Genomic DNA, 26,124 nt, shown 5'->3' on the forward strand with positions numbered 1-26,124 from the left:
TTGTTATACCCTTGTTACAAAAAAAACACAGGGAAACTTCCCTGCGCTTTTCATAGAACACTCTGTTATTTCACCCATTTTTCAGCCCAATTTTGGACTTCATTCATAACACTTTCTAATGCTTTCCCTTTGTCTGTTAATCCATATTCGATTCTAACAGGTACTTCTGGATAAACATTACGTACAACTACACCTTCACTCTCTAATTCCTTTAAACGCTCTGACAACATACGATCACTCATATTTGGGATAATATCCGCAATTTCTCTAAATCGCTTTGGCTCTTCTAACAAAGATTTAATAATTAAACCCGTCCACTTTTTACTAAGCAGTGTAAAAGCCGACTCAAACTTTGGACATAAACAAGAATTATGCTCCATATGTTTCACCTCTCCTTTATTATAAAATAGTTTCTTATAAAAAGTAAGTAATAAAACTTTCCTTATTTTTTTATAAATCCATTTTGATTTTCCAACATATACATTTCGGATCCGAAAAATAGAAGGAGCCTTCCACTCATTTTCCCTCTTCTGTTTTCGCATGGCATGAGGCTAAAAAAGGCACTGTCCGCTTCTACCCATGAGCGGATCCCCTCTTCCACCTAAAAGGAATGGTTTCTGTTCTTCTTTCAATCCGCATTTATATAAGTTAAATTTTACTTCCAAATATTAACTTGTCAAATAGGCATACGTATATCCGTAAAAAAACTCTCTACAAAAAGAGAGCTTTTGCACTTTTATTATTTTGTATACCAACCAAGACCTAGTGATCCCTCTCCTAAATGCGTTCCAATTACAGCACCAAAATAACTGATGCGGATTGCAACATGAGGATACTTTTCTTCTAGTTCTCGCTGCCATTCTTTCGCTTCCTCTTCACGATTTGCATGAATGATAACAGCTTCCATTGGCATACCTTTACTCGCCTGTTCATCGAAGATTTCAACGATACGCTTTAGCGCCTTTTTGCGCGTGCGAATTTTTTCAAACGGAATAATCACTTTATCTCTAAAATATAAAACCGGCTTTACTTGTAATAAGCTACCGATAAATGCTTGAGCGCTATTTAAACGACCACCACGCTGCAAATGATGCAAGTCATCCACAACAAAATAAGCATCTATTGTTTGTTTCATTTCATCAAACCTAGCTAAAATTTCTTCTGGCGTTTTTCCTTCGCTCACCATTTTTGCACCTTCACGTACATAGAAACCTTGTACTTCACAACTAATTTCAGAATCATACGTATATACGTCAATCCCTTCGACCATTTGTCCTGCCGTCGTTGCCGTTTGATAAGTACCACTAATTCCACTTGAAAGGTGGATACTAATAACCGCATCGTATTCTTTTGCTAACTCTTCAAATAGCTCTACAAATTTTCCAATTGCTGGTTGAGAAGTCTTTGGAAGTTCTTCATGTTCACGCACTTGCACATAAAAATTATCCGCTGTGATTTCAGCTTCTTCTTGATAAGAATTCGTCCCAAAAATCACATTTAATGGAATCATATGTATATTAAGTTCTTCACGAATATGCTTCGGTATATATGCTGTACTATCCGTAACAATGGCTGTTCTCATTTTCGTACCTGCCTTATAAAAAAGTTTTTATTTCCTAATTTTACACGAAAATAGGAAAAGGTGCATTAATGTATGAAAAATGCCGGTTTAAGATTATAATCAACACTTGGGCAATTTACAACAAAAACGTTATATTTATAATATAATTTGCTATATTTCTACAAAAAATGTTTGAATCTGAAAACTAGCCCTTTTACAATAAAAAGTACTAGTCATTTTGAAAGATAGGAGCGTATACCATTGCTATTACAATATTTAACAATCAAAGGCTACGGTGAGCACGAAATTGTCATTCAAAAGTCACGGTTTATTTGCTATGTAAGCCGAGCGAAAACAGAAGAAGAAGCTCAAGAGTTTATTCAAAAAATTAAAAAACAAAACTGGAATGCAACGCATAACTGCTCTGCCTATTTAATTGGTGAACGTGATCAAATTCAGAAGGCAAATGATGATGGTGAACCGAGCGGAACTGCTGGTGTTCCTATGTTAGAAGTATTAAAAAAACGCGGTCTAAAAGATACAGTCGTTGTCGTCACACGTTATTTTGGCGGTATCAAACTTGGTGCTGGTGGTTTAATTCGCGCATATGGAAAATGCACAAGCGAAGGGCTTAATCATGTGGGGATTGTAGAACGAAAACTAATGCGCATTATAAAGACAGAAGTTGATTATACACTGCTCGGTAAAGTTGAAAATGAATTACGTCACTCAGCCTACGCGATTAAAGATATACATTACTTAGAAAATGTTACATTCGATACTTATGTAGAAGAAAATCAAAAACAAATTTTTACGGACTGGATGATTGAATTAACAAATGGGAAATGTACAATAAAAGAAGACAACATGCTGTATTTAGAACAAAACATCGTGTAACAATAACATATGATTTTAAAGGAGATTATGTATGGAAGAGCGTTATCATCATCTCCAGAAGAGAAGAATTAAAAAAAAGCGTAGACGTAGATTTTTCATCTATCTCTTTTTTATAGGATTAATCAGCAGCGTAGGACTCTACATGTTTAATTCCTATTCTTCCCTCATGGAGATGTATAGTGGCTTCACTCGTGATAAATCAAAATTACGTGCGGAAGATGTAAAAATCACAAAAGAACCTTTCAGCGTCCTTATTATGGGAATTGAAGATTATGCAACCGATGGACAAAATGGACGAACAGATTCGCTTATGTTCGCAACAGTTAACCCAAAAACAAAAAGCGTTTCTCTTATGAGTATTCCGCGTGACTCACGCGTTACGATTGCTGGAAAAAATAAAAAAGACAAAATTAATGCAGCACACGCTTACGGCGGAGAAAAAATGGCATTAGAAACAGTCGAAAACTTTTTACATGTGCCAGTTGACCATTATATTAAAATTGATTTCAAAGGCTTTAAAGGAATTGTTGATGCTGTTGGTGGCATTACAGTCGATGTTCCTTTCGATTTCGAGGAACGATCTGATATCGATTACTACAAACTAATTCAATTTAAACAAGGGCAGCAAGAATTAAATGGTGAAGAAGCACTAGCTTATGTCCGCATGCGAAAACAAGATCCAAATGGAGATTACGGCCGTGCTACAAGGCAACGCCAAGTACTTGCTGCAGTCACCCATAAACTAAATTCCACTTCCACAGTCTTTAAGATTAAAGATTTAGCAGAGGTTGTTGGAAAATATGTAAAAACTGATATACCTGTGTCTGATGGACTTGCCTTATACAATAAATTATCTGGATTCGATCCTTCTAACATCCAAACGCTTAAATTAGAAGGTGAGGATAAAAAACTAAACGATATTTATTACTTTGTCCCAGATGAAGTGAACGTTCAAACTGTTCGTAATGAAATTTTGAAAAACTTAGGACAAGATCAAACAAATACAAATACTACAAACGATTCAAGTTCTAACTCCGATACGAATGCAACAAATCCATCTACTAAGAAAAAAGAACAAGAGCCTCCTCCATCTACGAACGCGAATGCGGAGTGGCTAATGCGAAATCATCAGCAAAATTAAAGACAGAAAAGGAAAGAGCCACTCCCTCTATCGGGCAGATATGAGGAGCGGCTCTTTTTTACTTATTTTTTATTAAAATATTGTAAAATCGCTTCTACAATACGCTCTGAAGCAAGACCGTCACCGTAAGGATTAGATGCTCGCGCCATTTTGTCATGCGCTTCTTTGTTAGATAACAATTCATCTGCAAGTGTAAAGATTGTTTCTTCGTCTGTACCTGCTAATTTTAACGTACCTGCTTCAATACCTTCCGGACGTTCTGTTGTGTCACGAAGAACAAGAACCGGTACACCTAGAGAAGGCGCTTCCTCTTGTACACCACCAGAATCTGTTAGCATTAAGTACGAACGTGCTGCAACATTATGGAAATCAATTACATCTAGCGGTTCAATTAAATGAATGCGGTTATGATTTCCTAAAATATCGTTGGCAGTTTCACGAACAACAGGATTCATATGAACTGGATATACAACTTGTACATCTTCGTACTTTTCAACAAGACGTTTAATCGCACGGAACATATTGCGCATTGGTTCACCTAAATTTTCGCGACGGTGCGCTGTCATAAGTACAAGTCGGTCATTTCCAAGCTTCTCTAGTACCGGATGACTATACTCTTCTTTTACCGTCGTTTTCAGGGCATCAATTGCTGTGTTTCCTGTTACGAAAATACGAGATTCATCTTTATTTTCTTGTTGCAAGTTCGTTGCTGATTTTGCTGTAGGAGAGAAATGAAGATCGGCCATTACACCTGTTAATTGACGGTTCATTTCTTCCGGATATGGAGAATATTTATCCCATGTACGAAGCCCAGCTTCAACATGGCCGATTGGAATTTGATTATAGAAAGCAGCAAGGCTCGCAATAAAAGTAGTTGTTGTATCACCATGTACAAGAACGATATCTGGCTTTGCTTCCTTCATTACTTTATCTAAACCCTCTAAACCACGTGTTGTAATATCAATTAATGTTTGACGGTCTTTCATGATATTTAAATCAAAATCTGGCGTAATTCCAAAGATATCTAATACTTGATCTAGCATTTGACGATGCTGCGCTGTCACTGTCACAATTGATTCAATTTGTTCAGGATGTTTTTGCAACTCTAACACAAGAGGTGCCATTTTAATCGCTTCTGGACGTGTTCCAAAAATCGTCATTACTTTTAAACGTTCAGTCATTTCACTGCCTCTTTTCTTTCACTAGTTACAATATATTTTATATAAATACAAGTTGAAAACCAGACATAAAACCTGCTCTTTTAGGTAGGAGAGAGCGTCCAGCCATGCATAGAAGCTGTCAGTTCCTCTTTTCGCCCCATGCCGAGTGAAAACAAACGGAGAAAACGAGTGGAAGTCTCTTTTTATTTTCATAGCCGCAACTTGTATGCCGAAAAATTAACATGGATTTATATACAATTCAAGTTGAAAACTAACATAAAACCTCACCTTTTGAGTGGGAGAGAGCGTCCAGCCATGCATAGAAGCGGTCAGATCCTCTTTTCGCCCCATGCCAAATGAAAACAAAAGGAGAAAACAAGTGGAGATCTCTTTTGTTTTTCATAGCCGCAATTTATATGCCAGCAAATCAACATGGATTTATATAGTATTGTTACACTCACCATTATATATGAGAAGACAAAAGGACAAAAGAAAGCGTTCTTAATAGACGGTAGAACATTTCCTATTACGAATACTTTTTCTCCCAACGGAATAGTAATCTATTCTATGCTTCTCAACATCCTCCCCAGTATAACAATTTCTCCCATCAAATAAAATAGGTTCACGCATAAGTTTCACATACCTTTCTAGTGGATACGTTCGTATGCATTCCCATTCGGTTATAATAAAAACTGCTTCTGCCCCTGTGACTGCCTCGTCTATATCCGTTGTATATTTTATTTCATCTTCAAACAACCGCTGCACATGCAAAATAGCTTGTGGATCATATACAATTACATTTGCACCCATCTCTACTAACTCTCTTATAATGGGAAGAGACGGCGCCTCTCTAATATCATCTGTACTTGGCTTAAAGGCTACTCCTAACACCGCAATCCGTTTACCTCTCATATCTATTACGCTTCTTGCTTTCCGAACAAGCAATATTTGTTGTTTATTATTCACTTCAATTACTGCTTTTAACAACCTAAAATCATGCGCAACATTACCTGCAATTTGGACGAGAGCATTTGTATCTTTTGGGAAACATGAACCTCCATAACCGATACCTGCTTGTAAGAAGTGAGAACCAATTCGTCGATCCATTCCCATGCCGCCTGCTACCTCTAACACATCTGCGCCTACCTTCTCACATATATTAGAAATTTCATTTATAAAACTAATTTTTGTAGCCAAAAAAGCATTTGAAGCATATTTAATCATTTCAGCACTGCGGATATCTGTAACAAACGTTTCAATTAGCAGCTTACTGTATAACGTCTCTATCTTTTGTGCAATTTCTGCTGTCTCCGCTCCTATCACGATGCGATCACCATGGAAAAAATCATGTATACCAGAACCTTCACGTAAGAACTCGGGATTGGATACCATATATATTATATGTCTTCCTTGTAGCTTTTCTTGAATCCATTCTTTCATTTGATCGTTCGTACCTACAGGAACCGTACTTTTTGTAATCACAATTACATCTGAATTTGCATATATACCGATTTCATAACAAACATTGCGAATATATGTTAAATCTGCCGTTCCATTTGGTAAAGAGGGTGTACCAACTGCTACAAATATGAAATCTACATGTTTAAATGCCTCTGTTTGATTTGATGTAAATGCCAGCTTCCTTTCTTTAACCGCTGCATCTACTAATTGCTCTAGGCCAGGTTCATAAATTGGTATTTCTCCTTGCTTCATTCGCGCGATTTTCCCTTGATTTATATCAAAACAAGTAACATCATGACCTAATGTCGCTAATCCCACTCCAGTAATTAACCCAACATATCCAGTACCTATCACCGTAATTTTCATTAGATTTTCCGCACAGGATCCTTAACATTTTTGTGAGAATACTGCATGAAAGTAGCAAGACGAGAGATGTACATCTTTTGTGATAAAAAGCCCTCCTGCGCTTCCCCCTTTCATACTAAAAATAAATAGAAGGTAATGTCTTTTAGGTACTCTTTTTTCCATATTAAAACATGAATTTGTTAAATGAGATATCATGTGAGTTCTCACTCCCTATTATATGAGACTTCTGCTCTTTCTTTTTTTAAGATTTTGTAAAATAAAGCCCTTCATTTGGACATTTTTCTTTACAAAACGCTTTATTATTGGCACATCTCATATTTCCATATTTTAACGCGAAACGTAAGTATTTTAACGTGCAACACTTATAGTAAAGAAAATCGGTCACATCAGGAAAAGATTTATATATAAATGCCATAAATCTGTACTACAGTTTCAAAACCATGCGATACAAGTGAATGATAAAATATATGGTAACCTTCTTACACGACATCACGTTTATGATGAATTTGTCATATATTTTATCTATTTCCAATTACAGTGAATAGAAAAAAAGATTGAATTCTAATCTTTTTGTGATACCATATGTTATGAGCCTGCAAACAAACATCATAATTTTCAGATAATTAATTTAAAAACTACGTTAAAATATAAAAGGTGGGGTATTAATGGACTCACAAGTGATTTATGCCGTTTTGGCATCTTTCATTACCGTATTAGTCGTTACTCCTTTTGTCATCAAATTAGCATTTAAAATCGGAGCGACTGATAAGCCAAACGCACGTAAAGTACACCAAAAAATCATGCCTCGTCTAGGTGGACTGGCAATTTTCATTGGTGTAGCTGTAGGATTTTTTGTTAGTGGATTATATGAACAAAGAATGCTATCGATTAGTTTAGGTGCTGTCATCATTGTCATTATCGGTATTTTAGATGACATGTATGAATTATCAGCAAAGGTAAAATTCGGTGGACAACTAGTAGTTGCTGCACTCATCGCGAAGAGTCAATTATTAGTACAAGTACTGTATATTCCATTCTTAGGGGATACTGAACTAGGGATACTTGCATATCCAATTACAATATTCTGGATTGTAGGTATTACAAATGCGATTAACTTAATTGATGGATTAGATGGACTATCTGCTGGAATTTCATCCATTGTCCTTGCAACGCTAGCATATATGGCCTTTACTAGTCCGATTGGTACTGGTGCTGTCATTATTCTACCGCTTGCTCTAATTGCACTTGCAAGTACACTTGGATTTTTATTCTATAACTTCCATCCAGCCAAAATTTTCATGGGAGATACAGGGGCATTATTCTTAGGATATTGTATCTCTGTTATATCGTTACTTGGATTATACAAAAGCGTAACGTTATTCAGCTTCCTTGTCCCAATTATTATTTTAGGCGTACCTATATTCGATACACTGTTCGCGATTATCAGACGTGTTGTGAATAAAAAACCAATTTCCGCACCAGATAAATCGCACTTACATCATCGTCTATTAGCGATGGGCTTCTCTCACCGCACAACGGTACTTATCATTTACGCATTTGGTATTTTCTTTAGCGTAAATGCGATTATTTTCTCTAGTGCAACATTATGGTTATCCATTATCCTTCTGTTCGCTTTAATCTTCTTTACTGAAATCGTAGCAGAAGTAATTGGCCTTGTACACGAACGCTACAAACCAATTATTTCCTTCTATAAAAAAGTAAAAAAACGCGAAGAATAACTGTAGTATAGCCTTTACTAGCAAAAAATATTCAAATAGCACTCTTTCTTTTTTTAAGAAAGGGTGCTATTTTTTATTTCCAAAATATAGTTTGTTTGAGAGTTCTTCTATTGGAGAAAGATATACATATAAAGAGGATGCTGAGACTATAATCTTAATTCCTTCTTCATGACTGTTAGACTGAGGGTGAGTATTTTGATGAAGCAAATGTTTCAATGTATTATTATATTCCTAAGTATTACTACATGTTCGATATCTTATACTGAAGCAGCCGCTAACTCCCCACTTATACATGACTCTATGATTCAGGACGTGGCTCTTCCGCAAAAAATTGCATACTTAACATTTGATGATGGACCAAACAAATACACATCACAAATTTTAAACATCTTAAAACAAAAACAGGGAAAAGCAACCTTCTTTGTAATTGGTGGCAAAGCTTCACATTACCCACAAACAATGAAACGTCTCATACAAGAAGGTCATTATATTGGCCTCCATAGCATGTCTCATGACGTGAAACGTCTATATACCGGTGATCCATCCGCTTTAATTACTGAAATGGAACAAACCCGTTCCATTGTCCGCCGTGCAACAAATTTGAATACACACCTTGTTCGCGTTCCATATGGTAGTATGCCTTATTTAAAAAAGAATTATCGTGATGCACTTGTTTCTGCTCAGTACAAAATGTGGGATTGGACAATCGATACATATGACTGGAAAAGTTATCATAATCCTTCTGCAATACTAGAGCGTGTTATGAACCAAAGCGACGAACAAGTGGAAGTTATTTTAATGCATGATTCTAGCGTCACAGTGAAAATTCTTCCAAAGGTAATTGACTATCTTAAGGAAAAAGGATACACACTTCTTCCTTATAATCCCTCCTCCCATTTAGAAGTAAATTTTTGGAAGGACACAAGATTGTAACAGCTTTAGTATAATACTAAAGCTGTTTATCCTTTTTCTCTTCCCACACTTCCTATTTTTGTGTAAAATTTTAAATAGTGATGAAGTTTCGAGGTGAAAAAAATGAAACGAATGGACCTCATTTATAATGCCGTGCAAAAAGGGAATTACTCAGAAGGTGTAACAGCATCTGAACTCGCTACACTTCTACAGCTAGACCGTGCAAATGTAAGCAGCGATTTAAATAAACTTGTGAAAGATGGTCGTTTATCTAAAACAGGATCACGCCCTGTCCGTTTCTATTTAGGAGGTAACTCCCTCATGGAAACGCATTCACAAAATGACACTTCACTCGATGCCTTTGCGAGAGAAAACACCAGCCTCAAAATTGCGATTGAAAAAGCAAAAGCTGCTGTACTCTATCCTCCAAATGGTATGCATACATTACTCCTTGGAGAAACAGGTGTCGGGAAATCCATGTTTGCCTCTTTAATGCATGAATACGCGATTGAAGTAAATCAACTCCAAAAAGATGCACCGTTTATCGTTTTTAACTGTGCGGATTACGCAAATAATCCACAGCTCCTGCTTGGACAACTTTTCGGGATCAAAAAGGGTGCTTACACTGGCGCAAGTGACCAGAAAGGATTAATCGAAAAAGCCCATGAAGGAATTCTCTTTTTGGATGAAGTGCACCGTCTTCCTCCAGAAGGTCAGGAAATGTTATTCACATTTATTGATCGGGGTGTGTATCGTCGTCTCGGAGAGACAGAGAACGAGCGCCGAGCACAAGTATTAATTATTACTGCAACAACAGAAGAACCAAACTCTTTTTTACTCAAAACATTTACAAGACGAATTCCGATGACCGTAACGCTTCCACCACTTCGTGAGAGAACGCATCAGGAACGCTTCGCTTTATTGCAGCTCTTTTTTACAAATGAAGCGATTCGTCTGCGAAAAGAAATTCATGTCAGCCCGAATGCCATGCGCGCATTCGTCTTTTATCAATGTCCAAATAACATTGGACAATTAAAAACAGATGTACAAATTGCCTGTGCGAAAGCCTATTCTGACTTCGTAACAAAGAAAAGAGACTATGTCCGCGTTTCTAGTACTGATTTACCATGGTACATGAAGGAAGGCTTATTTATCGAAAGAAAAAGTCGCCATCTGTATCAAGTGCCAAACGAAACATTTGTATTTACGAGTGACGAAGGATGGAGTAGACATAAAACAGAAGATACGCGTTCTTCCATTTATGATTACATTGATCATAAATATGAAGAACTACAAGCACGCGGGATTGAAGAAGAAGAATTAGAGTTATTAATAGACAATGATATCCAAAGCTTTTTCGTTCATTATTTTAATCAAATGTCCCAAAAGACAAATCATGAAAATGTCTTTAAAATTGTCGATCCTAATATTGTTTCTGTATGTGAAAAAATCGCTGAACTGGCAGAAAAACATTTATCTAAGACGTTCGATGAAAAAGTCTTTCTCGCTTTAAGTTTACATGTACAGACAACTCTACAACGTCTACAGAGCGGGAAACAAATTCATCACCCGCAGCTTAATCAAATTCGTACGAAATATAAAGATGCCTTCTCGGTTGCTATGCAGTGTATTCAACTTTTGGAAGAAGAACTGCAACTCACAATGCCAATTGATGAAGCCGGATTTTTAACGATGTTTTTCGTCGTTGATCCCATTCCTGCTTCTCAAACAGAAGTAAAAGTATTAATTTTAGCCCACGGCAATGGTATCGCAACAGAAATGGCAAATGTCGCGAATGAACTTCTCGGTATTGATGAAGTAACAGGAATTGATATGCCGCTTCATGAATCACCGAAAGATTTCTTAGAACGAGTAAAAGTGTACATGAAAACGCTAGAACATATCAATGGTCTTCTCTTACTCGTCGATATGGGTTCACTTGCTTATATCGGGGATATATTAGAGACGGAATTTCATGTCCCTGTGCGCGTCCTCTCTATGACAAGTACACCGCACGTACTGGAAGCAGCAAGAAAAGCACAGCTCGGGTACTCATTAGATGCGTTGTATGAAACGGTAAAAAACTTAACACCATTTTATCTGAACGTACAAGAGGAAAAGAAAAAGCCACTCGCTCCAATGAAGTCCGTCATTTTAACAGCTTGTTTAACAGGAGAAGGAAGCGCACTGGCCATTCAAAAAATGCTTGAAAATTATTTGCGATTCGATAAAGATTTAATAGAAATTATTCCGATTAGTATCGTTCATGAAAAAGATTTAACAAAAATGATCGAAAATATAAAGAAAGAACGCAATATGATTTGTATTGTCACAAACTTTGATGTACAAGTACCATGTTTAACCTATCATTTCCAAGATATCGTAAACTATAAAGCTATTCAGCCGATTCAAGAATTAATTACGTACGAAGAAACATATGCAAAAATGGCTGATATTCTCGGACAACAAATGCAGCGAGATGATGGAGCACTCATGATTAAAACAATACGGTACGCGCTCAATACAATTCAAGAGCTCATCTCCTTACAGTTAAATCCTGATAGCTTAATGGGAGTTATTTTGCATATGAGCTGTATGATTGACCGGCTTCAAAAAGGAGAAAAACTCCTTCCTTATCCTGACAAAGAAGCACGTAGGCAAGATGAATACTGGATGTATATGAAAATAAAAAAGGCATTGCAACCTATCGAAAATACGTTTGAAATACAAATTCCAGATGATGAAGTTTTTTATGTAATGGACTTCTTCATAAAGAATCAACCCGAAAAAAAAGAGTAAAGCAAATATGCCCATGAATCTTAAGATTCACGGGCATATTTATTTACTGGTTCATCGATCGGCTATATTCCTTTACCTTCCCACGAATCTCTCCTCTTGTATATGCCTTTGTATGAACATTTACATATGCATTCGCTTCGTCAATTGCCTGCACAAGATTCTCAAATGTCTTCCCTTGCAAAGGTCCTTCTTCTAAATCTTTCGTAGACACCACACCTGTTATCGTTCCTTCATTCACGCTAATTCCATGCTTTACAGGTCCATATAAAAATAAAACTACTGGTCCATTCTGATTCCCTTTCCCTAAATGGATTTGACAAGATGTTACCTTCTCAATATTTTTCAATATGACTCTATAATGTAGTTTTGTAAAATCACTATTAAAAATAAGCTCAACGACCCCATAAGCCTTTGTTTTTACAGGAGGTAATTCATTACCACCTTTCAGCTTAGCAACGAAATGTTTTGTCATACTAGCAACATTCTCCTTATATGAATTTCAACTCGAATAGCTGGTATCTCTTTAACTAATTTATTGTCAGGACACGATTAATTATGACTCTTTCAGGAATGCTTTTTATGAGATGTCTGATTCCTCTTCGCAAATATTTACAAAAATATTACATGACAAGTATTCCTTCAATTGCACTGCTTCCTGTATAATGCACCTAGAATTGAAATTTCTTTAGGAGGTCGTCTTGAAAAATATAGTAGAAATCTTTCTCGTATCACTTAAACTAGGCCTTACATCTTTTGGAGGACCTGTCGCTCATCTTGGTTACTTCCATTACGAATACGTACAAAGACGCAAATGGATGGATGAGCGAAGCTATGGGGATTTGGTGGCACTCTGCCAATTCCTCCCTGGACCTGCAAGCAGCCAAGTTGGAATTGGCATCGGTTTATCACGCGGAGGACTTCTTGGAGCTATAGTAGCTTGGGCCGGCTTTACACTCCCATCAGTTCTCGTTCTTGTCTTTTTCGCTTCACTACTCCAGCAATTTCACCCAGGAGAAGCTAGCTGGATTCATGGGTTAAAACTTGTAGCAGTAGCAATTGTCGCCCATGCAATATGGGGAATGGCACAGAAATTAACACCTGATCGAAACCGGGCAACCATTGCAGTTATTACCGCTGCAATTGCATTACTCTTTCCAAGTATTTGGACACAAGTTACACTTATTCTACTTGCTGGCCTTATCGGTTGGCTCTTATATCGTAAGCATGAAATTCCACCTATTAGCAAGATACATATTCCTGTTTCACGTACAACAGGCGCTCTTTGTCTCTTACTATTCTTTGGTTTGCTGTTCTTGTTACCAATATTACGACCATCTTCACACTGGATCGCCATGTTCGATAGTTTCTATCGCTCTGGCTCACTCGTATTTGGCGGAGGGCATGTCGTTCTTCCTCTTCTTGAAAATGAATTTGTATTAAATGGTATGATGACAAAAGAACAGTTTCTTGCAGGATACGGCTTAACACAAGCTGTTCCAGGCCCGCTCTTTACATTCTCTTCTTACATAGGAACTGTACTAGGTGGAGCACTAGGAGCTACACTTGCAACAATCGCTATCTTTCTTCCGGCATTCTTACTTGTCATTGGCGCACTGCCATTTTGGGATCAAGTTAGACGCTTGTCTTATGTACAAGGCGCATTTCTTGGCATTAACGCCGCCGTTGTCGGTATTTTACTAGCCGCTTTTTACAATCCAATTTGGACAAGCTCCATTATGAATACAGTTGACTTTGTCATCGCCTCTCTCCTATTTTGCCTATTAGCATTTTGGAAAGCTCCCCCATGGATTGTTGTTGTTCTTGGCGCTTTAAGTGGCTATGTTCTTTCTATTATCTAGCCATACAAAAAGACGGTCTTACTAAACCGTCTTTTTGTACTATATACATCCATTTTGATTTTCAAGCGCATAAGTCACGGCTTTGAACACAAAAGAAGACTTCCCCTCACTTGCTCCTTTGGTTTTAACTTGGCATGGGGCCAAAAAAGGCTCTGACCGCTTCTATCCATGGCCGGATCCTCTCTTCCACCCAAAAAGAAAGGTTTTTAAATCTTCCTATACATTAAAACCTCACAAGCTCTATCCCTTCTGGCAAAACACTTTCCGTTAAAATTCGTAGTTCCTTCACGCGATCCATTACATAAGAAGAACGCTTCACAAGCTCTGGATCAATGTAAGCAGGGTGCACCATTACCTCCACTGTTTTCCCGTCCTGCACACGCTCTTTTAATTTAACAAAGTAATCTTCCTGCACGCCATCGCTATAGAAGTCACTATAAAACACATCAGAAAATGGACGCACTGCCCTCTCCTCTCCGCAGCGGCGAATTGGCACATTATATTTATCTGCTAATCGCTCAAGAACATCGTGCAAAATCGGTAACCCATGTACATGATGATGACTATCTAAATGCGTTGGTGTTAATCCATAAGATAAAAACTTTTCGATTTGAGCAGTCCATTCTCTTTCAACCTCTTCAGGATTGATATTCCCTTCTCTTACAACGCCTTGCTTATGAAATGCCCCATCTTCATTTACAAGAGACGGAACATCTGTAAGAAGCGATTTTCCTGCCGTTAAAACGAGATGCACCCCTACTCCTAATGACTTATATTCTTTCGCTAAACGGACAGCATGCTCCGTTCCTGGCATGTTCATCATCATTGTCGTGGAGTTTACAATTCCGTTTACATGACCTTCAATAATACCGTAGTTCGTCCCTTCTGTAAGACCAAAATCATCTGCATTTACGATTAATCGAATCATAATTTTCCCTCCTGCTATATATATCCATCTTGATTTACTAACATATAAGCTGCTATGAAGATCAAAAAGTAACCTACACTCATTTTCTCTCTTTGTTTTGCCTCGCATGGGGCAGGAAAAGGCTCTGACCGCTTCTATGCATCGCCAGATACTCTCTTCCACCTAAAAAAAGGTCAACATAGGATTACCAAGTCTTCTACTATATAAATCTCTTTTGATTTTCAGGCGTATAAGTCCCGGCTATAAAAAACAAAAAATGACTTACACTCATTTTCTCTCTTTGTTTTAGCTTGGCATGGGGCAGGAAAAGGCTCTGATCGCTTCTATGCATCGCCAGATACTCTCTTCCACCTAAAAAGAAAGGTTTTATGTCATTTATTCAATTTATATTTATATAAACAAAAAAAGCGGGCTTAGAAAGCGCCGCTTTTTATTTCTCTACCTTTTTGAAGAACTGAGGAAGATATTCTTTATGCGCTTCCAACATTTCATCTAAAATTTGTTTTGCTACTTTATCTGATGGTACAAGTGGATTAATTGTCATAGCTAGCAGCGCTTTATGATAATCACCTGTAACAGCAGCTTCAATTGATGTGCGCTCAAATGATTTAATTTGCTGAACTAAACCGCGAACAGGAACTGGTAAGTCACCTACCGCAATCGGCTTTGGACCCTCCTTCGTAATGATACAGTTTACTTCAACAGCCGAATCATGAGGCAAGCTTGCAATTGTACCGTTGTTTCTTGTATTAACAGGTTGAATATCACCTTTATTATTATAAATAGATGTAATTAAACTACATGCTGCATCACTGTAGTACGCCCCTCCGCGTTTTTCTAATTGCGGTGGCTTGATATCTAAATTCGGATCTTTATATAACTCGAATAAGTCATCTTCTAATTGTTTCACCACTTCTGCACGTGTACCTTTTTCAATCGAAGCTTGTTTTTCTTCTTCTAACATTTCACGTGTTTTATAGTAGTAACGATGGTATGGACATGGAATTGCACGAAGTCCGCGGATAAAATCTGGCTCCCAATCAAGCGCGGCGATGTTTTCCATTGTAATTTGCTTTTCTGGGTCTGTTACAAGTTCTAGCACACGGTCCATGACACTTACGCCATCTAAATACACATCTAATCCGTAGACCATGTGATTTAAACCAGCAAAGTCAACATGTACACGGCTTGCATCTACTTCGAGGAGCTTTGCAAGTCCCATACGAATGCCAATTGGAACGTTACATAATCCCACTACTTTTTGAATACTTGTGTAGCGAAGTACAGCCTCTGTTACCATACCAGCTGGATTTGCAAAGTTAATCAGCCAAGCATTTGGACAAAGCTCTTCCATGTCTTTACAAATATCTAAAATAACAGGAATCGTTCTCAATGCTTTGAATAAACCACCAGGACCATTCGTTTCCTGACCGATCACATCATATTTTAATGGAATTGCTTCATCTTTCGCGCGTGCCTCTAATAAACCAACTCGAAGCTGTGTTGTTACAAAGTCAGCATCCTTAAGTGCTGCGCGGCGATCAAGTGTTAAGTGAATATCGATTGGCAAACCTGCTTTTTTCACCATGCGTTTCGCTAAGTTACCAACGATTTCTAACTTTTCTTTTCCCGCTTCAATATCTACTAACCAAATTTCACGAACTGGTAGTTCATCATAGCGCTTAATAAATCCTTCAATTAACTCTGGTGTATAACTAGATCCACCGCCGATTGTAGCAATTTTAATTCCGCTCATACTCTATTCTCCTTTCGCATCAAGCTTTTTATAAAGATCGATAAATTCAGCTGCTAATTCTTTTACAGTCATTGAATTCATTAAATGATCTTGTGCATGAATTAAAAGAACACTAATTTCTGTTTTTTCTCCTCTTGCTTCTGATTGTATGAGCTCTGTTTGGAAATGATGTGCTTCATTAATCGCTTCTTTCGCTTTTGTCATCGCTTCATCTGCTTCCCCTAATTTCCCCTGTTTTGCATATTGCAAAGCTTCCATCGCATAGCTTCTTGCGTTACCGCTGTGTAAAATTAATTGGAATGGGATTTGTTCTGCTGTAGTCATCATAAATACCGCCCTCTCTATTAAGTTCAACCGACTGGAAATACCCCTTCAGTTTGAACGTGTCTATTAAAATATTATTTTCTTAATTTTATTTTGATGTTCTTCTAGATGTGTGCCATCTTTCTGAACATGATATAAAGGTATTGTTCTCACGGGCTGGCTTCGCCCGTGAGAACAATCATATATTACATAGGTACAGATTGATCTTTTCCTTGTGCTGTTGTTTTTTCAGTTTTAATGATAGAACGGTCACATAATACAACGAATGGATAGTAAATTACCATTGCGATTACAAAGTTGAATAACTGTAGAATTGCACCGGATAGATGTCCACCTGTTACAAGGTAACCACTAATAATCGGTGGTGTTGCCCATGGAATCATCGCGACTGTTTTTGGCACCCATCCAAGAGAGATAGCTGTATAAGAAGTAATTACTAATACAATTGGTGTCACAATAAACGGAACGAATAAAATTGGGTTTAAAATAATTGGTGTACCAAAGATTACTGGTTCGTTAATGTTAAATGCACCAGGTCCAATTGATAGTCGGGATACCCCACGCAATTGCGCACTTTTTGCGACAATTAATACAACGACCAAGAATGCTAATGTTGCACCAGAACCACCAAGATATACGAAAGTATCAAAGAATGGCTTTGTAATAATATTCGGAACATCAAATGAAGACATACCATCTTGGAACATCTTGATATTTTTTTCTAATGCTGGTAAGTATAACGGCTCGATAATCCCCCCAACAATGTTTGGACCATGTAAACCAAAGAACCAAAGAATATGAACGAATAAAACGACAACAATCGCACTTGGTAATGTACCTGCTAAGCCTTGTAATGGTAATTGAAGTGTATTAAAGATAAATTCATGAACACTTGTACCTGCTAATTTCACTGCTAATTTAATCCCTGCAATAACTGTTAAAATAATAAATGCTGGAACTAACGCTGCAAAAGAGCGAACAACTGCTGGTGGTACTCCATCTGGCATTTTAAAAGTAATTTCTCTTTTAACAAAGAAACGAAACGCTTCCGTTACAAGTAATGATAAAATGATTGCTACGAATAAACCTTTTGGACCAGTCCAACCAAAATCAAGTCCTGCTCCTTTTTCTACTGTCGGTGTAAGAATAATTAATGAACTTATTGAAATAATTCCAGCTGATAAAGCATCAATTCCATAGGACTTCGCTAAATTATAACTTGTAGTAAACGCTATAATTATTGCTAAAATTGCGAAAGACCCTGTCCACATTCCACCGCCGACTTCTTTCCAAACTTCTCCGAATGTATTGTTCATAAAGTTTTGGAATGTTTCAGATGGAAAACCATTAATTAATGAAGCAAGCGAGCTCACTAAAATAAGCGGCATAACTGCAATAAATCCATCACGGATCGCAGCTAAATGACGTTGAGATCCCATTTTCCCAGCAACTGGAACAATATATTTTTCCATAAACGCAATAAACTTTTGCATTTTCTTTCCCTCCCTAATTATTTTTTAAGTGTTAATGCGTGATCTAAAACTGCTTCACCATTCATCATGCCGTAATGCATTGGATTGATAACATCGATACCAACATTTTTCTCATCGGCAAGCGTTTTCATCGAAGAAAGCATGTAACGAACTTGTGGTCCTAGTAATAATACATCTGCTTCATCAATGTTATTTTTTACGGCATCTCCAGATACAGCCCAAATCTTTCCTTCTAAACCACGAGCTTTTGCAGCTGCTTCCATTTTTGTAACTAGTAAGCTTGTAGACATTCCTGCTGAACAACAAAGTAAAATATTCATTAATAAGTCCCCCTATGCATGTAAACTATTTTTGTTATTTCTTTTTCTTTACGCCTTTTATTAATGCAATTAGCGTGCCAACTTTTTAAAACGCCTAAAATTAACGTTTTTTCTTATGTTTTTATTGTGTGTTACCGCTTTCAAATAGTGTGTTACCCGAAATAACGATAGTGTGTTATAAAACAACACTCTTTTAACACATAACTGTATGAATATAGATTAGTGTTTAGTTGTCTAGTTATGTGTAGAAACAAAAAAATAAAATATTTTTATAAAAAACATTTATAGAACTTTTATTTTTAAATATACAAAAGGATAGATAAAGAAGGAAGAACTCATATATGTCAATTATAAAAAGCGAGTACTTTCAATCATACCAGACTAAATGTGATTAAACCGACTCTCAATTTATCATTGAACTCCTCTATCCTCATAAACATATCTCCACTCCATCTCAGGGATTTGTTTTGAAACGATTATCTGTTATTTTTGAAGAATTTTAGACCGTTGTTATTGGGGAGTTTATCACTATTAATTACAATTTCACAAAAAATAGCTCTGGTATTATACCAAAGCCACTTTTGCACATTTACATTTCTCATTATTCTTTATCATTAATAACTTTAAGCGCTACCACAATTAATAAAATAAACATAATAACAAAATATTATATGTGTTTTACTTCTCCGTTCCCATTATCTCCATCTCGAAAGCTTAGCATATTCTAATCCACCATTAGACAAATTATAAGCCCAATACCACTTACCATCTTCTGGCCAGTCGTACCATAACCATCCATTATCGTTATATACCGGCAATTTAACGGTAGCCCAAGCTTCTAATGAATTATAAACTTCTGATCCTATATATTGACCGTTTTGAAGATATTTTTTATATGTGCGCTTAGCCTTCCATAGTTCACCAAACGTTCCAATTGAAGATAAGTAATTCGGTCTAGTATTTTTAGTTTCTCCAAAAGCATAAGAAATACTAGCACTACCACTTAAGCCAAAACCAGATAATCCTACATTATAAGTCTCAGTTTCAGTTATCGTTATAGAATTCCTGTACCCCCAACCTAAGTTATTAATATCTAGTAATGCATATCCTTTATATTCCCATTGGGTATCCGCCAATTTCCAAATAATATCTGTAGCACCTCTTTGGACCCCCTCTGGAGTTTCCCCTTGAAGAGTTATATGGTTAGAATTCATTACATCAATATCAACTTTCGGGAATTGTTGTGTTGATTTCCCTCCTCCAATAACCTTAGAATTTTCCTCCGCCTGAGTAATATTACCGGTTGTAAATAACATTGGCGCTACTATGAGTAAAGACAATATTTTTTTCTTCATAAAGCTCTCTCCCCCAATTTTCATAGTTAATATCCTAATTAATGGTAGCTTAGGTTGATTTTAACATGTTTTTTCTGAAAACAATATATATTCGAAAAAATATAAAAATTTATAGTGTACCCTATCAATTGAAGCGAGAGTTCAGGCAAGATTCTCCTGAAAAAGTACTTCTTACAGATATCACTCATCTGTTTTATGGTAAGAATCAGAAAGCATACTTATCTACCATTCTAGACGGTCCCACGAATGAAATTTTAGCCTATCATGTTTCAGAACAACTTATATTAGACATCGTAACGAAGACTCTGCACAAACTAAAGAAAAATAAGAGAGTTCGATTAACGAAGGCTGCCTATATTCATTCCGATCAGGGCGCTCATTATACAAGTCCTACCTATCAAAAGCTAGTCAAAAAATTAAAACTTGGACAATCCATGTCAAGACGAGGGAACTATTGGGGTAATGCCCCCTCAAGAATCTTTCTTCGGACACTTTAAAGATGAAGCACATATAAAAACTTGTACGTCTTTTGCCCAGTTAAAACAAGAAATTAAAGATTATATGAAATACTATAATCAACATAGATATCAGTGGAATTTAAAGAAGATGACCCCTGGCGAATACAGAAATCATCTTCTTGATGCCGCCTAACTGTTTTTAAAATGTCCTTTACAAAGAGTACAGATTATTTGGTATTCTATCCTTTTATTAAATTCCAAAAAATTCATGATGTATTAAAATAAGCTATCAGGTTATATAAATCCTAATGTATAGCCCTATTTCAACTGCTTATTCAGTTCCTTAATTTTATTCTTCCAATACATCGCCATGATGCACCATATAATGAAATAAATAAGAATAAAACTCCCGATAAAAATGAAAATTGTGCCTATCTGAGCTGGAACCCAGCCCACCCAAATTGCAATCGGTAAAAATGTGCCTAGTAAGATGATAAAGTGAATGATTGTTTGCTTTAAAATGCCCCATTCTTCTCTCTCAAATACAAAAGAAGCAAACGAGAAGATTAACCCTACAATATTTGCTATTGCAAGGTGAGTAAGCAATGTCTTTGTCTGTAATACATCCATTCCATTTGCATAACCAATTCCTAAAAACAATAAACTATACATCATCGCCATCGCCATTCCTGCAATCACTTTGGCGCCTATTCTATCAAACAATGTAACCATGTCCCTAACCTCCTCCTATATTTAAAGCTTCTTTAATAAGCGGTACATATTTTCTTGAAACGTATTCTTTCATTCCATTTGAAAAGTGTGCACACATACTACCGCTAAAAGACATTTCAAAGCTTGTTACATGCTGCAAATTAGCAAGTGTCGACTTTGAAAATCGTACAAAGCGATCACCCTGTAATTTTGTTTCTAGCTCATACAAACGTGATTTCACCTCAAGACTTCCTTTCGTCGTTTGCGCCATTACCTTTCGATCCTCTGCATAAAACCAATAAATATCTTTTAGTTCTAACAAATAATATTGCTGCTTCGACATCCCAACAATCTGCTTCACATTCCCCCCTTCTATTCTTTTTAAAAGATGCTGAACTTCATCTGTCACTTCTTTTGCTTTGACAATAATCTCTATTTCATTTTGTGATGGATCTAATTCAAGGTGAATTTTCACTGCCTCCCACCTCCCTTTCACCTTTATTTTTACATATATTTCAAAAAAATAAATAGATTGGTACATAAGTGGTATTGTTTTTGTCATAACGGACTCTTTTTCAAACATAAAAAAACCTTGCATACGCAAGGTCTCATTCTTTCGTTGACATTTTTTTATATAACGCTACAAATTCACTCGCTAATTCCTTCACCGTGATCGCATTCATTAAATGATCTTGTGCATGAACCATGAGCAGTGTAATCTCTGTTTTGTCCCCGCCAGCTTCTTTTTGTATCAACTCTGTTTGCAAGCGATGTGCTTCTTGCAGTTCTTGTAAGGCCTCTTGTAATTTTGCCTCCGCCTCTTGAAACTCTCCGCGCTTTGCATAATCAATAGCCTCCATCGCACAACTTCTTGCATTTCCCCCGTGTAAAATTAAATGAAAAGCTTGCGTCTCTAATGTATCCATCTTACTTCCCTACTCCCCCTTTTTCTTCGGCTACTTTTTGTTTATCCCACATTTTCAAGAACGGTAAATAAATCAAGAATGCGAGTATAAAGTTAACAATTTGCAAGACAACACCTGAAATTTTCCCACCTGACCCTAAATATCCACTAAAAAGAATTGGTGTAGTCCACGGTACTGCCGCACCGCTTGGCCGAGCAACAAGCCCCCATTCCATTGCGAAATAAGAAACAAATGTCATAACGACTGGAACAAGTATAAATGGAATGCGCAAAAGTGGATTCAGTACAATCGGCATTCCAAACGTGACCATTTCATTAATATTAAAAATACCTGGCGCAATTGATAACCGGCTTAAATTTTTTAATTGCTGACTTCTTGCGAATAGTAACATTGCTACAACAAGTGCAAGCGTGGCTCCAGAGCCACCGGTATAGATCCATAAATCAAAGAATTGTGCTGTTATCGTATTAGGTATATCTTTTCCCGCCTGAAAAGCAATGCAGTTTTGATCCATAAGTGATAACCAAACCGGGCTCATAATCTGTAAGCGATTCCAAAAGTAGCTATTAAAGACATTATATTAAATGTTGCACTAACTGGATACCCTAACGCCTTCTGCCAATTCCCACCAAATAAAATTTCCATAAACTCATTGTATCCGGGTATTGGTAAAGCGCTAATAATAAGAAAAAAAGAACCAATAATTAAAAATGGCATCGTTAAAATAATTCCATCACGAATCGCTTGTAAATGCCTCTGCTGCGCAGCAAAGAAAAATATTCATTTTACTTCCCTCCCTTATTGAATGAACCTAGGTAGCTACTAGATTACAAATACATATGTCTAGATTTCATACCGTATACCACGCATAAAAACAAAAATCCCTCCGTTTTCACGCTATTCCATCTATCCGTATTTTCCTAGTAAACTGCCTCACAAGTCGCTATAATAATTTAGTATGATTTTTTTACATTAGATAGGAGGAGATATATGATGAAGGCTTATCGCTTTCCAATTATTTTATTATCTTCCATCCTAATTGGTGGTTTCATTGGTTATTTCATGGGTACCGATGCAGTTGCTTTAAAACCGCTTGGTGACATTTTCTTAAACTTAATGTTTACGATTGTTGTACCTCTTGTGTTCTTCAGCATTGCTTCCTCTATTGCCAATATGGATGGATTAAAACGTTTCGGAAAAATCATGTCTAGCATGGCAGGGACTTTCTTATTTACAAGTATTATTGCCGCAATTTTTATGATTATTGTCGTGAAAGTATTTCCGCCCGCACAAGGTGTTGTATTAGAATTAACACAACCTGATAAGGCTGAAAAAAGCATTAGTGTTGCTGATCAAATTGTCGGCATTCTTACAGTATCAGATTTCTCGAAGTTACTCTCTCGTGAAAATATGCTAGCGCTTATTTTCTTCTCTATTTTAATGGGAATTGCAACTTCAGCAGTTGGCGAAAAAGGAAAACCATTCGCTACATTTTTACAAGCTGGTGCAGAAATTTCAATGAAAGTTGTATCTTTCATTATGTACTATGCTCCAATTGGACTAGCTGCTTACTTCGCAGCTTTAGTTGGGGAATTTGGTCCACAGCTTCTTGGAACATATTTCCGAGCAGCGATGGTATACTATCCAGCTTCTCTTGTATACTTCTTTGTCTTCTTTACATTCTATGCATACCTTGCAGGACGCAAACAAGGTGTACAAATTTTTTGGAAAAACATGGTTTATCCTACAGTTACGTCACTTGCAACTTGTAGTAGTGCCGCAAGTATTCCAGCAAACTTAGAAGCAACGAAAAAAATGGGCATCTCTTCTGACGTTCGTGAAACAGTTGTTCTTCTTGGATCTACGCTTCATAAAGATGGATCTGTATTAGGTGGCGTTTTAAAAATCGCTTTCTTATTCGGGATTTTCAATATGGAATTCTCAAGTCCAAAAACATTAGCAATCGCACTTGTTGTTTCCCTATTAGTTGGAACAGTAATGGGAGCAATTCCTGGCGGGGGTATGATTGGTGAAATGTTAATCGTTTCTCTATATGGTTTCCCGCCCGAAGCTCTGCCAATTATCGCGGCTATTAGTACTATCATTGACCCACCAGCAACGATGTTAAACGTAACAGCAGATAACGCTTGTGCCGTAATGACAGCTCGCCTTGTTGAAGGCAAGAACTGGGTTAAAAATAAATTTGCATAATAAATAATAAGAAAAAACAGGGGAAGTTCATTCAGACAAACCCCTGTTTTTTGTCGTTTTTTATCGGAAGGTCGATATCCTGTGGCGAAACGCCAATATATTTGAAGAAACGGTCGATATATTTCAATTTGCGCCTATATAATTTCATTTACTATTTCTCCATCTCGTCACAAATTTGTTATAACTTTCACAAAGTTTCCACAACCCTTCTCCCTCCTTCGTACTATAATCATGTATGGAAAAGGAGATGGAATCTATGACACAAAATGCACCAGAATTTAAAGTATTGCAAAGTATCGCATTTCTCGCCGTTGTTTTGCAAAGTTCCTTACTATATACAATGAACCAAGGAAATATCACACTCGAGCACTCTCTCATTATCGGAATGCTCTTTAATCTTGCAAAGTTTTCGGCACCAGCTTTCATCTTTATCGTTGGCTTTCATTTAATTCGGCAATATACAAAACAAATGGTGTATACAGAATACATCTATGAAAAAACAGCGCATCTCATTGCTCCTTACTTTTTCTGGTCTATTGTTTATTTATTTATTGCAAACCAAGTTGTTACAATGGAAGGCGCACTTAAGGGCTTATTCCTCGGAACAGCTGCCCCTCACCTTTGGTATGTCATCATGATGTTTCAAATTCATTTACTATTTCCTTTACTATGTACCTTGTTTTATTGGTTTAAACAACGAACACACAATCAGCAAGACATATACAAATATATGGTCATATTCGCTACCTTATATTTTCTCTTAATGTGGTATTCTTCTCACTATATTTTTAATGGAGAAAAACTAACAAGTTCAGCAATCTTACAATATACAGATCGATCCTTTTTCTTCTATTCGTTCTATTTTGTCATGGGAGGAATTGCTGCTGTAGCGTTAAAAGCTTGGCGTGCATTCGTCACGAAACATATACCTCTTTTTACCATTTTGTTTTTTATTTTATTCTTATATATCAACTATGAGTTGTTTAGCTTTTATGGTGTAGATTCGATTCACCTTACTGTATCTACTTATTTAAAACCATCTATGTTTTTATATATCGTCTGTGAAATATTCATACTATATGTACTATCTATTATGATTGTTCAGCGGCGAGGAACATTATATAAAACATTACATTTTATCGGGAGCTACACATACGGAGCTTATTTAGCACACTTTTTCTTTTTACATCTAAGTACGAAATTACTATCTTTATTTACAATACAAGCAAATACAATTCTATATAGTCTATTACTATTTCTTATGACGGCAACATTCTCTATCATCACAATGGTTATATGTAGCACTATTCCATTCCATACATGGATTATAGGGCCTTCTCCTGCTCCGGCAATAAAATGGCCAACGCTTGTACCGTTACGACCGCTATTAAGAAGTAAAAAGTAAAGGAGCTGTCCCTAGGGGCAGCTCCTTCTTATTCAGAAACCGGTTTCTGTTTCTTTCTTCTCTTATAAATAGCAAATAAAATCCCACTTGCAATAACCGCTGAAGCTGCTGCCATCCTTTTATCTATCCTAAATGGCTTAGCACTTTCTTCTTTTTTCTTTTCTTTTTCATTATAAGGAACGCGGTACCCTCTAATTAATAGCCTATGTGTGTTCACCCCACATCCATCAACTTAAGGATTTAGACTATTTTTGAAGTTAAAAGCACGTTACTATTCTCTTATGTTAATGAGAAAGGGTGACGTGCTTTTTATGAATATGCATCAAAAACAAGAGTTATCTT

23 protein-coding genes and 2 pseudogenes are annotated in these 26,124 nt (G+C 36.7%); 9 read left to right on the top strand and 16 right to left on the bottom strand.

Annotated elements, in window-relative coordinates; genetic code table 11:
* Positions 1-65: 65 nt before the first annotated feature.
* Positions 66-380, bottom strand: coding sequence for a winged helix-turn-helix transcriptional regulator (locus AAIE21_RS15240; RefSeq protein ID WP_016112543.1), 315 nt, complete (start codon positions 378-380; stop codon positions 66-68).
* A 359-nt stretch (positions 381-739) separates the two neighbouring features.
* Positions 740-1,582, bottom strand: a complete 843-nt coding sequence (locus tag AAIE21_RS15245; RefSeq protein ID WP_343267542.1) for a DegV family protein — start codon at positions 1,580-1,582, stop codon at positions 740-742.
* A gap of 240 nt (positions 1,583-1,822) precedes the next feature.
* Here AAIE21_RS15245 and AAIE21_RS15250 point away from each other — a divergent pair, with 240 nt between their 5' ends.
* Together AAIE21_RS15250 and AAIE21_RS15255 are read left to right on the top strand one after the other, a co-directional pair.
* Entirely contained in the window at positions 1,823-2,458 is a 636-nt protein-coding gene (locus AAIE21_RS15250) for a YigZ family protein (RefSeq protein ID WP_343267543.1), read from the top strand.
* A gap of 31 nt (positions 2,459-2,489) precedes the next feature.
* Positions 2,490-3,599: an LCP family protein gene (locus AAIE21_RS15255; protein WP_343267544.1), complete on the top strand. Its 1,110-nt coding sequence runs from the start codon at positions 2,490-2,492 to the stop codon at positions 3,597-3,599.
* A gap of 62 nt (positions 3,600-3,661) precedes the next feature.
* On the opposite strand, the gene wecB is transcribed toward AAIE21_RS15255, so the two are convergent.
* Positions 3,662-4,780 carry a non-hydrolyzing UDP-N-acetylglucosamine 2-epimerase gene (gene wecB / locus AAIE21_RS15260; RefSeq protein ID WP_343267545.1) on the bottom strand — a complete coding sequence of 373 codons (1,119 nt, stop codon included), beginning with the start codon at positions 4,778-4,780 and terminating at the stop codon, positions 3,662-3,664.
* Positions 4,781-5,260: 480 nt separating this feature from the next.
* Positions 5,261-6,586 (bottom strand): UDP-glucose dehydrogenase family protein, encoded by a 1,326-nt coding sequence (locus AAIE21_RS15265; protein WP_343267546.1) that lies wholly within the window; start codon positions 6,584-6,586, stop codon positions 5,261-5,263.
* Between the two features lie 665 nt (positions 6,587-7,251).
* Here AAIE21_RS15265 and AAIE21_RS15270 point away from each other — a divergent pair.
* From AAIE21_RS15270 to AAIE21_RS15280, 3 genes are all read left to right on the top strand, one after another.
* Entirely contained in the window at positions 7,252-8,325 is a 1,074-nt protein-coding gene (locus tag AAIE21_RS15270) for a glycosyltransferase family 4 protein (protein ID WP_343267547.1), read from the top strand.
* A gap of 198 nt (positions 8,326-8,523) precedes the next feature.
* Entirely contained in the window at positions 8,524-9,258 is a 735-nt protein-coding gene (locus AAIE21_RS15275; protein ID WP_481858683.1) for a polysaccharide deacetylase family protein, read from the top strand.
* A 102-nt stretch (positions 9,259-9,360) separates the two neighbouring features.
* Positions 9,361-12,036, top strand: coding sequence for a sigma-54-dependent transcriptional regulator (locus AAIE21_RS15280; RefSeq protein WP_343267549.1), 2,676 nt, complete (start codon positions 9,361-9,363; stop codon positions 12,034-12,036).
* Positions 12,037-12,079: 43 nt separating this feature from the next.
* Here AAIE21_RS15280 and AAIE21_RS15285 read toward each other — a convergent pair whose 3' ends face one another.
* Positions 12,080-12,508 (bottom strand): CHRD domain-containing protein, encoded by a 429-nt coding sequence (locus AAIE21_RS15285; protein WP_343267550.1) that lies wholly within the window; start codon positions 12,506-12,508, stop codon positions 12,080-12,082.
* Positions 12,509-12,734: 226 nt separating this feature from the next.
* Here AAIE21_RS15285 and AAIE21_RS15290 point away from each other — a divergent pair, with 226 nt between their 5' ends.
* Positions 12,735-13,895 (top strand): chromate transporter, encoded by a 1,161-nt coding sequence (locus AAIE21_RS15290; protein ID WP_343267551.1) that lies wholly within the window; start codon positions 12,735-12,737, stop codon positions 13,893-13,895.
* 223 nt (positions 13,896-14,118) lie between these two features.
* Here the strand turns inward: AAIE21_RS15290 and chbG are convergent, their stop codons facing one another.
* The 6 genes from chbG to AAIE21_RS15320 all read right to left on the bottom strand — a co-directional run bounded on the left by chbG (position 14,119) and on the right by AAIE21_RS15320 (position 20,071).
* The gene (gene chbG, locus AAIE21_RS15295) at positions 14,119-14,823 is read right to left on the bottom strand and encodes a chitin disaccharide deacetylase (protein ID WP_343267552.1); all 705 of its coding nucleotides are present in this window, start codon (positions 14,821-14,823) and stop codon (positions 14,119-14,121) included.
* 430 nt (positions 14,824-15,253) lie between these two features.
* Entirely contained in the window at positions 15,254-16,579 is a 1,326-nt protein-coding gene (gene celF, locus AAIE21_RS15300; RefSeq protein WP_343267553.1) for a 6-phospho-beta-glucosidase, read from the bottom strand.
* A 3-nt stretch (positions 16,580-16,582) separates the two neighbouring features.
* Positions 16,583-16,906, bottom strand: a complete 324-nt coding sequence (locus AAIE21_RS15305) for a PTS lactose/cellobiose transporter subunit IIA (RefSeq protein ID WP_343267554.1) — start codon at positions 16,904-16,906, stop codon at positions 16,583-16,585.
* Between the two features lie 182 nt (positions 16,907-17,088).
* A complete protein-coding gene (gene celB / locus AAIE21_RS15310) occupies positions 17,089-18,396 on the bottom strand; it encodes a PTS cellobiose transporter subunit IIC (RefSeq protein WP_343267555.1) in 1,308 nt (435 codons plus the stop codon).
* Between the two features lie 17 nt (positions 18,397-18,413).
* Entirely contained in the window at positions 18,414-18,716 is a 303-nt protein-coding gene (locus AAIE21_RS15315; RefSeq protein WP_002174230.1) for a PTS sugar transporter subunit IIB, read from the bottom strand.
* A 695-nt stretch (positions 18,717-19,411) separates the two neighbouring features.
* Positions 19,412-20,071 (bottom strand): hypothetical protein, encoded by a 660-nt coding sequence (locus AAIE21_RS15320; RefSeq protein WP_343267556.1) that lies wholly within the window; start codon positions 20,069-20,071, stop codon positions 19,412-19,414.
* Positions 20,072-20,187: 116 nt separating this feature from the next.
* Between AAIE21_RS15320 and AAIE21_RS15325 the strand changes: the two are divergent.
* A pseudogene (locus AAIE21_RS15325) lies at positions 20,188-20,722 on the top strand (IS3 family transposase); the annotation flags it as partial.
* Positions 20,723-20,847: 125 nt separating this feature from the next.
* On the opposite strand, the gene AAIE21_RS15330 reads toward AAIE21_RS15325, so the two are convergent.
* From AAIE21_RS15330 to AAIE21_RS15345, 4 genes and pseudogenes are all read right to left on the bottom strand, one after another.
* Positions 20,848-21,261, bottom strand: a complete 414-nt coding sequence (locus AAIE21_RS15330; RefSeq protein WP_343267557.1) for a DUF3021 domain-containing protein — start codon at positions 21,259-21,261, stop codon at positions 20,848-20,850.
* A gap of 4 nt (positions 21,262-21,265) precedes the next feature.
* The gene (locus AAIE21_RS15335; protein ID WP_343267558.1) at positions 21,266-21,715 is read right to left on the bottom strand and encodes a LytTR family DNA-binding domain-containing protein; all 450 of its coding nucleotides are present in this window, start codon (positions 21,713-21,715) and stop codon (positions 21,266-21,268) included.
* A 133-nt stretch (positions 21,716-21,848) separates the two neighbouring features.
* Positions 21,849-22,166: a PTS lactose/cellobiose transporter subunit IIA gene (locus AAIE21_RS15340; protein WP_174100385.1), complete on the bottom strand. Its 318-nt coding sequence runs from the start codon at positions 22,164-22,166 to the stop codon at positions 21,849-21,851.
* Between the two features lies 1 nt (position 22,167).
* A pseudogene (locus tag AAIE21_RS15345) lies at positions 22,168-22,946 on the bottom strand (PTS sugar transporter subunit IIC).
* A gap of 213 nt (positions 22,947-23,159) precedes the next feature.
* On the opposite strand from AAIE21_RS15345, the gene AAIE21_RS15350 reads away from it, so the two are divergent.
* Both AAIE21_RS15350 and AAIE21_RS15355 read left to right on the top strand, forming a co-directional pair.
* Positions 23,160-24,377, top strand: a complete 1,218-nt coding sequence (locus AAIE21_RS15350; protein ID WP_343267566.1) for a dicarboxylate/amino acid:cation symporter — start codon at positions 23,160-23,162, stop codon at positions 24,375-24,377.
* Between the two features lie 235 nt (positions 24,378-24,612).
* Positions 24,613-25,782, top strand: coding sequence for an acyltransferase (locus tag AAIE21_RS15355; protein ID WP_343267559.1), 1,170 nt, complete (start codon positions 24,613-24,615; stop codon positions 25,780-25,782).
* Between the two features lie 28 nt (positions 25,783-25,810).
* Here the strand turns inward: AAIE21_RS15355 and AAIE21_RS15360 are convergent, their stop codons facing one another.
* Positions 25,811-25,999: a hypothetical protein gene (locus tag AAIE21_RS15360; protein WP_343267560.1), complete on the bottom strand. Its 189-nt coding sequence runs from the start codon at positions 25,997-25,999 to the stop codon at positions 25,811-25,813.
* Between the last annotated feature and the right edge of the window lie 125 nt (positions 26,000-26,124).

Source organism: Paenibacillus sp. 102 (assembly GCF_039549175.1).
Lineage (GTDB): Bacteria > Bacillota > Bacilli > Bacillales > Bacillaceae_G > Bacillus_A.

Excerpts from the sequence above, each read along its gene's own strand:
- AAIE21_RS15340 (WP_174100385.1), bottom strand. The coding sequence starts at position 22,166 with ATGGATACATTAGAGACGCAAGCTTTTCATTTAATTTTACACGGGGGA.
- wecB (WP_343267545.1), bottom strand. The coding sequence starts at position 4,780 with ATGACTGAACGTTTAAAAGTAATGACGATTTTTGGAACACGTCCAGAA.
- AAIE21_RS15285 (WP_343267550.1), bottom strand. The coding sequence starts at position 12,508 with ATGACAAAACATTTCGTTGCTAAGCTGAAAGGTGGTAATGAATTACCT.
- celB (WP_343267555.1), bottom strand. The coding sequence starts at position 18,396 with ATGCAAAAGTTTATTGCGTTTATGGAAAAATATATTGTTCCAGTTGCT.
- AAIE21_RS15315 (WP_002174230.1), bottom strand. The coding sequence starts at position 18,716 with ATGAATATTTTACTTTGTTGTTCAGCAGGAATGTCTACAAGCTTACTA.
- AAIE21_RS15240 (WP_016112543.1), bottom strand. The coding sequence starts at position 380 with ATGGAGCATAATTCTTGTTTATGTCCAAAGTTTGAGTCGGCTTTTACA.
- AAIE21_RS15305 (WP_343267554.1), bottom strand. The coding sequence starts at position 16,906 with ATGATGACTACAGCAGAACAAATCCCATTCCAATTAATTTTACACAGC.
- celF (WP_343267553.1), bottom strand. The coding sequence starts at position 16,579 with ATGAGCGGAATTAAAATTGCTACAATCGGCGGTGGATCTAGTTATACA.
- AAIE21_RS15330 (WP_343267557.1), bottom strand. The coding sequence starts at position 21,261 with ATGGTTACATTGTTTGATAGAATAGGCGCCAAAGTGATTGCAGGAATG.
- AAIE21_RS15355 (WP_343267559.1), top strand. The coding sequence starts at position 24,613 with ATGGAAAAGGAGATGGAATCTATGACACAAAATGCACCAGAATTTAAA.
- AAIE21_RS15350 (WP_343267566.1), top strand. The coding sequence starts at position 23,160 with ATGAAGGCTTATCGCTTTCCAATTATTTTATTATCTTCCATCCTAATT.
- AAIE21_RS15255 (WP_343267544.1), top strand. The coding sequence starts at position 2,490 with ATGGAAGAGCGTTATCATCATCTCCAGAAGAGAAGAATTAAAAAAAAG.
- AAIE21_RS15280 (WP_343267549.1), top strand. The coding sequence starts at position 9,361 with ATGAAACGAATGGACCTCATTTATAATGCCGTGCAAAAAGGGAATTAC.
- AAIE21_RS15320 (WP_343267556.1), bottom strand. The coding sequence starts at position 20,071 with ATGAAGAAAAAAATATTGTCTTTACTCATAGTAGCGCCAATGTTATTT.
- chbG (WP_343267552.1), bottom strand. The coding sequence starts at position 14,823 with ATGATTCGATTAATCGTAAATGCAGATGATTTTGGTCTTACAGAAGGG.
- AAIE21_RS15245 (WP_343267542.1), bottom strand. The coding sequence starts at position 1,582 with ATGAGAACAGCCATTGTTACGGATAGTACAGCATATATACCGAAGCAT.
- AAIE21_RS15275 (WP_481858683.1), top strand. The coding sequence starts at position 8,524 with ATGAAGCAAATGTTTCAATGTATTATTATATTCCTAAGTATTACTACA.
- AAIE21_RS15265 (WP_343267546.1), bottom strand. The coding sequence starts at position 6,586 with ATGAAAATTACGGTGATAGGTACTGGATATGTTGGGTTAATTACTGGA.
- AAIE21_RS15270 (WP_343267547.1), top strand. The coding sequence starts at position 7,252 with ATGGACTCACAAGTGATTTATGCCGTTTTGGCATCTTTCATTACCGTA.